Here is a 13,414-nt window from a genome sequence, read left to right on the forward strand (position 1 = left end):
ACGGCGTGCTCACAGCGCGTCGTGCCCGTGCGCGGCCGGATTCACGCCGGCGGCCGCGAGCGCTTCGTGCAGCGTCTCGAACACGTTCGACGCGCCCACCACCCGCGTGAGCCCATGCCGGTCCATGTCGCCGCGCAGGAAGGGGTTCACGCGTCCGAAGATCACGGCGACGCCGCGCGCGCGCAAGGTTTCGATCAGGTCGCCGATCGTGCGCGCGGCGGAATAGTCGAGATCGGTGATCGCGCCCGCATCGACGACGAAGTGGCGCAAGTCATCGGATGCCGCATCGGCGAGCTGCGTGGCTTCGGCGGCGAAGAAATGGTCGTTGGCGTAGAACAGGTCCGCGCCGAAGCGGTAGACGATGAGGCCCGGCGCGGTGAGCGCGCCCGGCTTCGTCGGCATGAACAGCCAGCGCTGGCTGGGCGGGACGGGCGTCAGGACCATCGTGTGCGGATGATAGCTGTGCCGCACGTGCCGCATGAGCGACAGCGCCACCGCGAGCAGGATGCCGTGCTCGACGCCCACCAGCACGACGGCGGCGGCCGTGACGAGCGCCAGCACGAATTCGCCCGGGCTCTCGATGCGGATGTCCTTCAGGCTTTGCACGTTGACGAGGCCGATCGCGATCGTGAACACGATGGCCGCCAGCACGCAATGCGGCAGGTAGCGCAGATAGCCGCTCAGGAACAGCAGCACGATGGCGACCACCGCCGCGAACACGAGCTGCCCGAACTGGCTGCGCGTGCCGGCGCGCTCGGCCATGGCCGTCTGCGTGGGGCTGCCGTTGACGACGAAGGTGCCGCTCGCCGCCGCCGCCGCGTTCGCCACCGCGAGGCCGAGGATGTCGTTGTTGGTGTCGAGGTCCTCGTGATACTGCTGCGCGAACACGCGCGCCGCCGCCGCGCTCTGCGCGATGATCATCACGAAGCACGACGCCGCCACCGGCACGAGATCGAGGAATTGCTGCCAGGTGACGTCCGGCAAGCGCAGCGCGGGCAAGCCACCCTCGACCGGACCCAGCACCGCGATGCCGTGCGCCGCGAAGTCGAACGCCTTGCTCGCGGCGATGCTGCCGACCACCGCAATGAGCGGCATCGGCAGGCGCGGCGCCGCGCGCTTGCAGGCGAGGATCGCGACGATCACGAGCAGGGCGAGGCCGAATGTCGGCAGGTGCAGTCGCATCGCATGTCCGACGACATAGAGGAGCTGGGCGAGACTGCGCGACGACGGAACCGGCACGGTCATGCCGAAGAGATCGCCGAGCATGGCGATCGACACCTGCGCGCCGACGCCCGCGAGAAAGCCGACGAGCACCGTGCGCGAAAGAAAGTCGGCGAGAAAGCCGAGCTTGAAGAGCCGGGCGAGCAGAAGGAGCGCCGCCGTCTGGAGCGCGACCATGCCCGCCAGCGCGACGTACTCGGCGCTGCCCATCGCGGCCATCGACGAGACCCGGCTTGCGAGGATGGTTGCCGTGGCCGAATCGGCGGCGACCACCAGATGCCGCGACGCGCCGAACAGCGCGAACGCGATGATCGGCAGAAACGCCGTGTAGAGGCCCGCCACCGGCGGCATGCCGGCGATGCGCGCGTAGCCGAGCACCTGCGGAATGTCCATCGACGCGAGCGAGACGCCGGCGAGCGCGTCGCGCAAGGCCGCGGCGCGGTCGATCGGGAGTATGCCTTTGAGCAGCCGGGCGCTTGCGGACGGCCTGCGGGTCGAGTCTTGCATGCGGGGCACCGTGTTCCTGAAGAAGCGAATCGTGCCCCAATGAACCCGCGATGCCAAGGCTCGGCTGCCCTAGCGATAAGCCGCCACGGTTTGCCGCAGACCTTCTTCGAGCGGGGTTTTCGGCAGATCCGGCAGCAATCGGGCGAGCGCGGGATCTTCGGGGAAGGACGTCGCGATCGGCAAGGGCGCGCCGGCTGCGTCGATGCGCGCACCCGGCACGATTTCAGTCAGTTTCGCGATGACGCTTTCGATCGGCGTGATGTCGCCCGCGAGCGTGAACGCTTGCGCGCCGGTCACCTCGCGCGCAAGCGCGAGTTCGTAGGCGGCGGCGACGTCGTCGGCGTAGACGAGGCCCGTCGCGCCGGTGAAGGGAATCGTGTACGGCTCGCCGCGCGCGGCTGCGCGGCACGCAAGGCTCGGCCCCGCGCTCGAGCCCGTTTCGCGTCCCGCGCCGTACACGACGAGCGGCCGAAAGCCAATGCTCGCCATCCCGTGATCGTGCCAGTACGCGCGCGCCGAACCCTCGCACGCCAGCTTGAACGCGCCGTAATGCGTCAGCGGAAAGGGCGTCGCGCCGTCATCCCGGCCGAACACGCCCGCGCTGCTCGCGTAGAGCACCGAGCGCAGGCCGCGCGCGATGGCCGCATCGAACACATTGAGCGTGCCGATCAGGTTGATGCGCGCGCCCCGCACCGGATCGGCGGCGCAGGCGGGCGTGAGGACGCCGGCGAGATGGATGACCGCGTCGCAGCCATCGAGCGCGCGGGCGACATCGCGCGCTTCGCCGATATCGCCGAGCCGCCATTCGATCTCGCCGGCGCGTTCCGGCGCGAGCGCGCGCACGAGATGGGCGTCCTCACGCATGTCGAATGCGCGCACGTGCATGCCGCGCGCGAGCAGCCGCCGCATCACCCACGCCGCCAGAAAACCGCTTCCGCCTGTCACCAGCACTCTCATACCGTCTCCTTGCCTGGTCTAAAAAAGAGCTTTGCGTCGATCGCTATTCTGGAATAGTATTCCATTATAAAAGAGAGTTCTATAGTTAACACACGTTTCGATTCGTCGGATGAACGGCGGCGCGAAACGAGACGGAGCGGAAGAATGGTGGAGACACTGGGCAATCTGGGACAGAGCGAAACGTTCGATGTGGTGGTGGTCGGCGCGGGCGGCGCGGGCATGTCGGCGGCGCTCGTTGCCGCGATCGACGGCGCGCGCGTGCTGCTCGTCGAAAGCACGGAGTACGTCGGCGGCACGACGGCCTATTCGGCGGGCACGACGTGGATTCCGGCGTCGAAGCACGCGGCGAGCGTCAATCGCGACGATACGTCGGCCAACGCCGAAGGCTTTCTGAACCGCGCGATCGGCGAGCGCAGCAGCGCCGCGATGCGCCGCGCGTTTCTCGAAGCCGGGCCGAAGGCGGTCGCGCACATCGAAGCGAACTCCGACGTGAAATACCGCGCGCGCCCGTTTCATCCGGATTACCTGTCGGAGATCGAAGGCTCGACGCTGCGCGGCCGCGCGCTGGAGCCGCTGCCGTTCGACGGCCGCAAGCTCGGCCGCGCGTTCTCGCTGATCCGCCCGCCGATTCCCGAATTCACCGTGCTGGGCGGCATGATGGTGGACCGCGACGACGTCGGGCACCTGCTGAACATGACGAAGTCCTTCGCGTCGTTCGGGCACGCGGCGAAGCTGCTCGCGCGTCACGCGCGCGACCGCATGAGCTCGCCGCGCGGCACGCGTCTCGTGATGGGCAACGCGCTGATCGGCCGGCTGCTGTATTCGCTGCTTCAGCGCGGTGTGACCGTTCTCACGAACACGAAGGTCGAAGCCCTGCACACCGGCGCGAAGGGCGTCGAAGCCGTGACGCTGAGCCACAGCGATGAGCGGCGCCGCATCGCCGTGAAAGGCGGCGTGATCCTCGCGAGCGGCGGCTTCAACCGTCATCCGCAACGGCGCGGCGACATGCTGCCGGGCGCCGATCCCGCGTGGTGTCCCGGCGCGCCCGGCCACACCGGCGGCGCGCAGGATCTCGCGCTGGCGGCGGGCGCGCGTTTCGGCGAGGGCGCGCTGTCGAATGCGTTTTGGGCGCCGGTCTCCGTGCGCAAGCGCGCCGACGGCACGTCCGCCGTGTTTCCGCACTTCCTGATGGATCGCGGCAAGCCGGGCATGATCGTCGTCGACAAAACGGGCAGGCGCTTTCTCAACGAGAACACGTCGTATCACCTGTTCGGCATCGCGATGCAGGAAGCGAACCGGACGGCGCCTTCCGTGCCCGCGTATCTCGTCACCGACTCGGAAGGCTTGCGCAAGTACGGCCTCGGCATGGTGCGTCCGGGCGGCAAGGGGCTCGCGCCGTTTCTCTCGGACGGCTATCTCGTGGAAGGCAAGACGCTCGACGAACTGGCGGGCAAGCTCGGCATCGACAAGGCCGGGCTCGCGGACAGCGTCGCGCGCATCAATCGCTATGCGCAAACAGGCGTCGATCCGGATTTTCAGCGCGGCACGACCGCTTATCAAAACGCCAACGGCGACGCCGGCTGGAGCGGCCCGAACAAGTGCCTCGGCCCGATCGGCCAGGCGCCGTTCTATGCGGTGCGGCTCTATCCGGGCGATATCGGCGCCGCGACCGGCCTCGTCACCGACACGAACGCGCGCGTGCTGAATCGCGACGACCGGCCCATCGGCGGCCTCTACGCGTGCGGCAACGACATGCAATCGGTGATGGGCGGCGTCTATCCCGGCCCGGGCATCACGCTCGGGCCCGGGCTCGCGTTCGGCTATCTCGCGGCGCGACACGCGGCGGCGCGCGGCAAGACATCGCAGGCCGCGCTGACGGACGCGCGCGACGAAGCAATCACGCTGCCGGTCGAACTCAACACGCACGCGCACGCCAAATGAAGCACGAACCGATTCTCGAATGCGACGTCCTGGTGCTGGGCTCCGGCGCGGGCGGTTTGTCGACCGCCGTGACGGCGGCCACGCAGGGCTTGTCCGTGCTGGTCTGCGAAAAGGAGGACGTGTTCGGCGGCACGACCGCGTGGTCGGGCGGCTGGATGTGGATTCCGCGCAATCCGCTCGCGACGCGCGCGGGCATCGTCGAGGATGAGAACGCGCCGCGCACGTATCTGAAGAGCGAGCTCGGCGCGCACTTCGACGCCGCCAAAGCCGACGCGCTCATCGAGCACGGCCCGCGCATGATCGAATTCTTCGAGCGCAATACGTCGATGCGCTTCATCGACGGCAACCGCATTCCCGATTTCCACACGACGCAAGGCGCGGCCACGGGCGGCCGCTCCGTCTGCGCCATGCCGTTCGACGGCCGCGCGCTCGGTCCGCTCATCGACAAGCTGCGTCCGCCGCTCGCGGAAGTGACGATCAAGGGCATGGCGATCGCCTCCGGGCAAGACCTCGCGCATTTTCTGAACGCGACGCGAAACGCGAAGTCGGCATGGCACGTGACGAAGCGCTTCGCCGCGTTCGCGTGGCATACGCTGCGCCATGGCCGCTCGATGCATCTGGTCAACGGCAATGCGCTCGTCGCGCGCCTGCTGAAGTCCGCGGCGGATCGCGGCGTCGATCTGCGCACGCGGGCGAAGGCCGTATCGCTGGCGCGAGAAGGCGAGCGGGTGACGGGTGCGCGCGTCGAGATCGAAGGCGTGATGCACGAGGTGCGCGCGCGGCGCGGCGTCGTGCTCGCGTGCGGCGGCTATCCGCACGATACGAAGCGCCAGGCGGAAACCTTCCCCTGCACGCCGCATTGGTCCGCCGCGCCGCGCAGCAATACCGGCGACGGCATCCGCGCGGGCGTTGCGGCGGGCGCGCATTTCGACGCATCGCTGGAAGCGCCCGCGGCGTGGGCGCCCGTGTCGCTCGTGCCGAAGCGAAATGGTCAGGACGTCGCCTTTCCGCATCTGATCGAGCGCGCGAAGCCGGGGGTGATCGCGGTGACGCGCGCGGGCCGGCGCTTCACGAACGAGGCGTCGTCGTATTACGACTTCATTTCGGCGCTGATCGGCACGACATCCCCAGGCGAGGAAGTGTGCGCGTGGCTCGTCTGCGATCATCGGTTTCAACGCAGATATGGCCTCGGTTTCGCGAAGCCGTTTCCGTTTCCGCTCGGACCGTATGAGCGCTCCGGCTATCTGAAAAGCGCGCCGACGCTCGAGGCGCTCGCGCGGCAATGCGGCATCGATGCGCGCGGTCTCGCCGATACGGTCGCCACGTACAACACGTACGCGAAAGACGGCTTCGATCCGCAATTCCACAAAGGCTCGACGCCCTACAACCGCGCGCAGGGCGACGCGCTGCACGAGCCGAACCCGTGTCTCGCGCCGATCGTCGAAGGCCCGTTTCATGCGGTGAAGATTCTGCCGGGCAGTCTCGGCACCTTCGCCGGCCTTTCGACGGATGACCGCGCGCGCGTGCTCGACGAATCGCGCGCGCCGATTCCCGGCCTCTACGCCGTCGGCAACGACGCCGCGAGCATGATGGGCGGGCATTATCCCGCCGGCGGCATCACGCTCGGGCCGGCGATGACCTTCGGCTATCTCGCCGGACTTGAACTGGCGGCGCCGCAGGGCGCGGAAGCCATCACGGATCTCTCAATCTCCAAACAGGCAAGGACACTGCAATGACCCTGTACGACACAGTCACGTTGACGGTGAAGATCGGCGCGAACGCGCAGGTCTTCGAGAACATCAAGGCGAGCGGCGACGCGCCCGGCTCGAAGCTGCTCGGCTGCTGGTATTCGGACATCGGCGCGCTCGGCCGCGTGATGGTGCTGCGCGGCTTCGAATCGGAAGCCGCGCTCGTCAGGGAGCGCCAGCGTCTTCTGCTCGAAGGCAATCCGTTCGGCTGCGGCGAATTCATCACGGACGTCGAGGTAAGCAGCTACGCGCTCTTTCCGTTCCTGCCGCCGATCGAGCCGGCCGTGCACGGCGGCATCTACGAGATGCGCGTCTACGGGACCCGGCTCGCGAGCCTGCAGCACACGATCGACGCATGGCGGAACGCCGTGCCGGAGCGCACGAAACGCTCGCCGCTCGTCGGCGCGATGTACGCGCTCGACGGCGCCGTGCCGCGCTTTCTCAACATCTGGCCGTACAAGAGCGTCGACGAGCGCTCGCGCATCCGCGCGGAGGCCGTCGCGGACGGCATCTGGCCGCCGAAGGGCGGACCGGCCCATCTGACGACGATGGAATCGACCATCTACGTGCCCGCGCCGTTCTCGCCGCTGCGCTAACCGGAGACGCTTCGATGTCACGACGCAAGCTATCCTTGTCCGCGCTGACGGTGCTCGAGCTGACGCCGCCGCAGATGGTCGAGTGCGCGGCGCAGGCGGGCTACGATTTCGTCGGCCTGCGGCTCCTGCCCGCGACCGACACGGAAGTGCGCCACGAGATCATCGGCGCGACGCCGCTCAGGCGCGAAACGCTCGCCGCGATCCGGGACACGGGCATCGGCGTGCTCGATGCCGAAATCCTGCGCCTGAAACCCGGCACGAACGTCGCCGATTACGAGCCGATGCTCGAAACCGCCGCCGAACTGGGCGCGCGCTACGTGCTCGTCGCGGGCAACGATCCCGATGAAGCGCGCACGGCCGAGCGGCTCGCGCAACTGTGCGATCTGGCGAAGCCGTACGGCCTTTCGCCGTCGCTCGAACCGATGCCCTGGACCGACGCGAAGGACATCGTGCAGGGCGCGCGCATCGTGAAGGCGGCGGGCCGCGCGAACACCGGCTTGATCGTCGATCCGATTCACTTCGACCGCGCCGGTTCGTCGACCGGAACGCTGCGCGAATTGCCGCGCGAATGGTTCGGCTATGTGCAGTTCTGCGACGCGCCCGCCGAGCGTCCGGCCGATCTCGACACGCTGCTGTATCAGGCGCGCGCCGAGCGCATGATTCCGGGCGAGGGCGGTCTCGATCTCGCGGGCATCCTGCGCGCGTTGCCGGACGGCTTGCCGCTGTCGATCGAAGTGCCGATGAACGAATGGGCGAAGACCGCGAACGCGCTCACGCGCGCGACGCGCCTGCGCGAGGCGACGCTCGCCGTGCTGGCGGAGGCGTACGCCGAACGTTGACGCGATCGAGGCGAGCCAGTTGAATTCCGAGATGGAATCGTGTTCTCATTCCGAATCGGGACTTCGAGAGACTGAAAGATGGCAGGAAATCTGGAGCGGGCGTTGTCGATCATCGAGCTCCTGGCGAAGAACGGCGGGCGCATGCAGCTCGCCGCGATCGCCGACACGCTCAACATTCCGCGCAGCGGCACGCATCGCCTGCTCGCGATGCTGATCGACGAAGGCTATGTCCGTCAGGACGAGGACCACGGCGAGTACATGCTCGCGCTGAAGCTCGTGTCGCTCGCGCTCATCTATCTCTCGACGGGCGGCGTGCTCGACGTGTCGCAGCCGGTGCTCGACCGGCTCGCGGCGCAGTCGGGGGAACTGGCGCGCCTGGGCGTCGTGGAGGACGATCACATCACGTTCGTCGGCAAGGCGCAGGGGGCGAAGTCCGGCCTGCGCTACGACCCGGACATGGGCAGCCAGCCGCCTCTGCATTGCACGGCGAGCGGGCAGGCGTGGCTGTCCTCGCTTTCCGACGAGGAAGCGCTGGCGCTCGTGTCGAAGCAGGGCGGCCTGGGCAAGCCGGGTTCGGGCGGCCCGAAGGCGCCGAAGACCATCCAGCAGTTTCTCGCCGATCTGCATGCGGCCCGCAAGCGCGGATACGGCATCGCGAGCGAGACCTACGAAGCCGGCATGACTTCGATGGCCGCGCCGATTCATCATCCGGTGACGGGTGTCGTGGTGGGCGTGGTGAGCCTCGCCGGGCCGACGAGCCGCTTGCCCGAGGCGCGTCTCGAGGAACTCGCGCCCGCGCTGCTCGAAGCGGCGTCGGATATGGGTGCGGCGACGTTGAGTTCGCCTTATTTCAAGCGCTCGGTCACAAAGGTGGAGGGCGGCAGTGTTTTTTCGGCGCCGGCTGATAAGGCAGCGGGGAAAGGGAAAGCGAAGAACGCGAACGCTGTTTAGCTTCGGGACGGGCGCCGGCAAAAAATGGCCGAATGGCCGAGGTGACGCGTCCGGCGCCCCTGCGATATGATGGTTTTCATCATGAAACGAGAACCTCGAATGACTACTCCGCTCGACCCCATCGTGTCCGAGTTCGCCACCGTCGAAGAAGCGGAAGCCTATGACAAGTGGTTTCGCGAGAAGGTGCGGCGCTCCATGGCCGATACGCGGCCGCGGATTCCGCATGACGAAGTCATGGCGGAAATGGAAGAAATCATCGCGGAAGCGGAAAAACGTCGCAAATCGAGGGCCGCTTGACGCTACACGTTGTCTGGACCCAAACCGCGCGCCTCGACCTTCTGGAGATTATCCGGTACATCGCAGAACGAAGTCCCGCTGCCGCCCGCGCAGTCAAAGAGGTGATCGAATCAGCACCACAGTCTGCGGCCATCGCGCCATATCTCTATCGCAATGGTCGTATCCCGGGCACTCGTGAAATTGTTGTGCATCCCAATTACATCGTGGTGTATGCAGTAACAACGGATTCCATCGAAGTGCTCAATGTGCTTCATTCGCGACAGTGCTATCCGTTCGAATGAGTGTTCGGGCGTCCTGCAGACATTCTGCGGGAGTGACCACGCCTGACAGGTAAGGCCGACGGGCAAAAGAACGCCTCATCCGCCGCTCCTGCACTATCCTGCACAGATCACGCCCTCGCGAGGCCGATCATGAACGCAGCGTCCGTCAGCGCGTCCGTGCGCGAAGTCGGTGATTTGCCATCGCCGCGCGGCTTGCCGTTGCTCGGCAACCTGCATCAATTGCCGCCCGCCACACATCATCTGACGCTCGAACGCTGGGCCGCCGAACTGGGCACGCCGTACGTCTTCCGCTTCGGGACGACGCCCGTCACGGTCTGGAGCGACATCGAACTGTCGCACGCCGTGATGCGCGAGCGGCCGCATCGCTATCGCCGCTACGCGCCTATCGAAAGAATCCTGAAGGAGTTCGGCTGCAATGGCCTGTTCTCGATCGAGGGCGAGGCGTGGGAGCCGCAGCGGCGGCTCGTGATGCAGGCGCTGTCGATTCCTCACATCAAGGCGTTCTATCCGACGCTCGCCGCGATCACCGAGCGGCTGCGGCGCCGCTGGGAAGCCGCCGCGCGCGCCGGGCGCGTCGTGGACATGATGGAGGATCTGAAGCGCTTCACCGTCGACGTGACGAGCGCGCTCGCGTTCGGCGAGGATCCGAACACGCTGGAAAACGAGCACGTGCTGATCCAGGAGCAGCTGGCGATGCTGCTGCCGATGCTGATGGCGCGCGTGAACTCGCCCGTCGCGTACTGGCACTACGTGAAGCTTCCGCGCGACCGCAAATTCGACGACGCGATGATCGACGTGCACCGCCATATCCGCGAACTGATGGCGCGCACGCGCGCCCGGATGCGCGAGGAGGCGTCGGTGGAAGCGTGTGAAAGCTTGCTCGCGCAGACGCCCCGCGAACCCCGCAATCTGCTCGAAGCGATGCTCGCACTGCGCGACGAGCCGGGCTCCGGCATCACCGACGACGAAGTCGCCGCCAACGTACTGACCATGCTCGTCGCGGGCGAGGAGACGACGGCGACGTCGATCGCGTGGGCGCTGCTCTTTCTCGGCGCCGACGATGCCTTGCAGACGCGCGTCGCGGCGCACGCGCGCCGCGTGCTCGGCGATGCCGCCGTGTGCCCGGGCTACGGCGCGATGCGCGAGCTCGACCTGTGCGAGGCGCTGTGCACGGAAGCGAGCCGTTTGCATCCCGTCGCGCCGTATCTTTCGTTCGAGCCGCTCGAGGAAGTGAGGCTGCAGGGCGTGCGCCTGCCCGCGGGCACGAAGATGTTCCTGCTGCATCGTCCCGCGATGATGGACCCGCGCAATTTCGGGAATCCCGGGCGTTTCGATCCCGATCGCTGGCTGCACGAGCATCGGCACGTGCAGGATGCATCGCCGGGAGGCGCACCGCCCGAATGCCCGGCGCACCGCGGCGCGCACGAGCAGCGCGCCTACCTGCAGTTCGGCGCGGGGCCGCGCGTGTGTCCGGGGCGGCATCTGGCGGCGGTGGAAATGCGCCTCGTCCTGTCGATGCTGGCGGCGAACTTCAGGGCGCAACTCGCGGTCGATCCGGCCAGGATCCACGAGGTCTGCGCGTTCACGGCAGTGCCGAGCGAGATGCCGGTGCGTCTCTCCCTGCGATAGGGATCGTCATTGCGCATCGACGGCGTCCACCGCCGTCGGCACGCCGCCGCCCGTGGCCATCCACAGCACTTCGGCGTCTTCCTCGCTCGTCGAAATGGCCGCGTGGCCGGTGCGGCTGTCGAAGTAGATGCTGTCGCCGGCATTCAGATGCGTCGGCGCGTAGAGTTCCGAATAGAGGCACACGCTGCCGCTGATCACGTAAAGAAATTCCTCGCCTTCGTGACGGCCCCAGTCGTCGAACGCGTCGAGCGTGTGCGCCGAAATGCGGATGCGAAACGGCAGCATGGCCTTGTGCGCGAGTTCGGTGGCGAGCAGCTCCATCTGATAGCCGCGATAGGCGTGGCGCTGTCCCTCGTCCTTGCGCGTGAGAGCGCGCCGTCCGCTCGCGCTGGGCGCCGGCGCCGTCCCGAAGAGCTCGGCGAGATCGATCTGCAAGCCGCGCACGATTTTCTGCAGCACGTCGAAGGTCGGCGACATCAGCCCGTTCTCGATCTTCGACAGCGCCGAACGCGACACGCCGCACAGGCGGCTCGCCGTCTCGAGCGTCAGGTCCTGCGCGAGCCGCGCGCGCTTCACCCGTCGTCCGAGATCGGCCGCGGATTGTTCCGCCGAGTTTTTCGTGCTGAGGCTGGACATGGAGAGATCGATGAACGTAGGGAAGACGCGGCGCGTTTTGTTTCCGATCATAACATCGCGGCAGCGCGCGGCGCGCCCGGCGGCACTGCCGAAAACAAGCCGAATCTACTGCGGCGCAAGGCCGGGCGCATTGGTGACAACCCCAATATTGTCCGCTGTTGTGAGGGGCGGCGGCAGCGCGTATAGTTTCCGAAGTTAATCAAGTTTCCGATCAGAAACCAAGAATACGACACACCATCGCCTCGCGACCGATTCGCGAGACGATCCGCCGAACGAACCCGTTTCGAAAGGACTTCATCGTGGACGCACAATCGATTCTTTCCGACCTTGGCATCGCGAGCCTCGTCGCCGACGGCGATCTGGCCGTCACTTCTCCGATCACGGGCGAGGTCATCGGCCGTGTGAAGCAGAACACCGCCGCCGACGTCGACGCCGCGCTCGGCGCCGCGCGCACCGCATTCGCCGCGTGGCGCAACGTGCCCGCGCCGCGCCGCGGCGAGCTGGTGCGGCTGCTCGGCAACCGCCTGCGCGAGAAGAAGGAGGCGCTCGGGCGCCTGGTATCGCTCGAAGCGGGCAAGATCCTGCAGGAAGGCTTGGGCGAAGTACAGGAGATGATCGACATCTGCGATTTTGCCGTCGGCCTTTCGCGTCAGTTGTACGGTCTCACGATCGCGTCCGAGCGGCCGGGGCATCGCATGGCGGAGACCTGGCATCCGTTCGGCGTGTGCACGATCATTTCGGCGTTCAACTTCCCGGTCGCGGTGTGGTCGTGGAACGCGGCGCTCGCGCTCGTGTGCGGCAACGCGGTCGTGTGGAAGCCGTCGGAGAAGACGCCCCTCACCGCGCTCGCCGTCGACCGCATCCTGCGCGATGCCATCGACGAGTTCGGCGCGGCGCCCGCGGGGCTCGCTTCGGTGATCATCGGCGGGCGCGAGCTCGGCACGGCGCTCGTCGCGGACAAGCGCTCGGACATCGTGAGCGCGACCGGCAGCACGGAAATGGGCCGCAAGGTGGGCGTCGCGGTGGCGGAGCGTTTCGGCCGCTCGATTCTCGAGCTGGGCGGCAACAACGCGGGCATCGTCTCGCAGACGGCCAACCGCGATCTCGCGCTGCGCGGCATCCTGTTCTCGGCGGTCGGCACGGCGGGTCAGCGCTGCACGTCGCTGCGGCGTCTGTTCGTGCACGAAAGCATCTATGACGACATCGTCGCGCGCCTGAAGGCGCTCTACGCGAAAGTGCCCGTCGGCAATCCGCTGGAGCCGGGCGTACTGATGGGCCCGCTCATCGACGCGCAGGCGTTCGCGCGCATGCAGGACGCGCTCGAGCAGGCGAAGGGCGAGGGCGGCACGATCTTCGGCGGCGAGCGCGTCGCCGTGAAGGGCCACGAGAACGGCTACTACGTGCGTCCGGCGCTCGTGGAAATGCCCTCGCAAACGGAAGTGGTCCTGAAGGAAACCTTCGCGCCGATTCTCTACGTGATGCGCTATTCCGACTTCGACGAAGCCATCGCCGCGAACAACGCCGCCGCGCACGGCCTGTCGTCGTGCGCGTTCACGACCGACTTGCGCGAGGCCGAGCGCTTCCTGTCCGCGTCGGGCAGCGATTGCGGCATCGCCAACGTGAACATCGGGCCGAGCGGCGCGGAGATCGGCGGCGCGTTCGGCGGCGAGAAGGAAACCGGTGGCGGGCGCGAATCGGGCTCGGACGCGTGGAAGGCCTACATGCGCCGCGCGACCAACACGATCAACTACTCGTCGGCGCTGCCGCTCGCGCAGGGCATCGACTTCAATCTGGGCTGAGCATCGCACACA

The 13,414-nt window shown here is 67.4% G+C and carries 12 protein-coding genes; 9 read left to right on the top strand and 3 right to left on the bottom strand.

Annotated elements, in window-relative coordinates; translation table 11 throughout:
• Window positions 1–9: 9 nt before the first annotated feature.
• Together AWB83_RS25270 and AWB83_RS25275 are read right to left on the bottom strand one after the other, a co-directional pair.
• A complete protein-coding gene (locus AWB83_RS25270) occupies window positions 10–1,728 on the bottom strand; it encodes a SulP family inorganic anion transporter (protein WP_087048353.1) in 1,719 nt (572 codons plus the stop codon).
• 69 nt (window positions 1,729–1,797) lie between these two features.
• A complete protein-coding gene (locus AWB83_RS25275) occupies window positions 1,798–2,685 on the bottom strand; it encodes an NAD-dependent epimerase/dehydratase family protein (RefSeq protein ID WP_087048354.1) in 888 nt (295 codons plus the stop codon).
• Window positions 2,686–2,829: 144 nt separating this feature from the next.
• Here AWB83_RS25275 and AWB83_RS25280 point away from each other — a divergent pair, with 144 nt between their 5' ends.
• The 8 genes from AWB83_RS25280 (at window position 2,830) to AWB83_RS25315 (ending at window position 10,967) form a co-directional block, all read left to right on the top strand.
• Entirely contained in the window at window positions 2,830–4,626 is a 1,797-nt protein-coding gene (locus tag AWB83_RS25280) for an FAD-dependent oxidoreductase (RefSeq protein ID WP_087048355.1), read from the top strand.
• The gene (locus AWB83_RS25285; protein WP_087048356.1) at window positions 4,623–6,362 is read left to right on the top strand and encodes an FAD-dependent oxidoreductase; all 1,740 of its coding nucleotides are present in this window, start codon (window positions 4,623–4,625) and stop codon (window positions 6,360–6,362) included. The genes AWB83_RS25280 and AWB83_RS25285 overlap by 4 nt, the downstream gene beginning before the upstream one ends.
• On the top strand, window positions 6,359–6,970 hold the full coding sequence (locus tag AWB83_RS25290; protein WP_087048357.1) for an NIPSNAP family protein: 612 nt from the start codon (window positions 6,359–6,361) through the stop codon (window positions 6,968–6,970). Before AWB83_RS25285 ends, AWB83_RS25290 begins: the two co-directional genes overlap by 4 nt.
• A 14-nt stretch (window positions 6,971–6,984) precedes the next feature.
• A complete protein-coding gene (locus AWB83_RS25295) occupies window positions 6,985–7,809 on the top strand; it encodes a sugar phosphate isomerase/epimerase family protein (RefSeq protein WP_087048358.1) in 825 nt (274 codons plus the stop codon).
• 78 nt (window positions 7,810–7,887) lie between these two features.
• The gene (locus AWB83_RS25300) at window positions 7,888–8,760 is read left to right on the top strand and encodes an IclR family transcriptional regulator (RefSeq protein WP_087048359.1); all 873 of its coding nucleotides are present in this window, start codon (window positions 7,888–7,890) and stop codon (window positions 8,758–8,760) included.
• Between the two features lie 99 nt (window positions 8,761–8,859).
• Window positions 8,860–9,057, top strand: a complete 198-nt coding sequence (gene relB, locus AWB83_RS25305; protein ID WP_087048360.1) for a type II toxin-antitoxin system RelB family antitoxin — start codon at window positions 8,860–8,862, stop codon at window positions 9,055–9,057.
• On the top strand, window positions 9,054–9,338 hold the full coding sequence (locus tag AWB83_RS25310; protein ID WP_087048361.1) for a type II toxin-antitoxin system RelE/ParE family toxin: 285 nt from the start codon (window positions 9,054–9,056) through the stop codon (window positions 9,336–9,338). Before relB ends, AWB83_RS25310 begins: the two co-directional genes overlap by 4 nt.
• Window positions 9,339–9,467: 129 nt before the next feature.
• Window positions 9,468–10,967 (top strand): cytochrome P450, encoded by a 1,500-nt coding sequence (locus AWB83_RS25315; RefSeq protein ID WP_087048362.1) that lies wholly within the window; start codon window positions 9,468–9,470, stop codon window positions 10,965–10,967.
• A 6-nt stretch (window positions 10,968–10,973) separates the two neighbouring features.
• On the opposite strand, the gene AWB83_RS25320 is transcribed toward AWB83_RS25315, so the two are convergent.
• A complete protein-coding gene (locus AWB83_RS25320) occupies window positions 10,974–11,603 on the bottom strand; it encodes a helix-turn-helix domain-containing protein (RefSeq protein WP_087048363.1) in 630 nt (209 codons plus the stop codon).
• Between the two features lie 299 nt (window positions 11,604–11,902).
• On the opposite strand from AWB83_RS25320, the gene amaB reads away from it, so the two are divergent.
• Entirely contained in the window at window positions 11,903–13,402 is a 1,500-nt protein-coding gene (gene amaB, locus AWB83_RS25325; protein ID WP_087048364.1) for an L-piperidine-6-carboxylate dehydrogenase, read from the top strand.
• Window positions 13,403–13,414 lie beyond the last annotated feature (12 nt).

This window comes from Caballeronia ptereochthonis (genome assembly GCF_001545075.1).
Taxonomy (GTDB): domain Bacteria; phylum Pseudomonadota; class Gammaproteobacteria; order Burkholderiales; family Burkholderiaceae; genus Caballeronia; species Caballeronia ptereochthonis.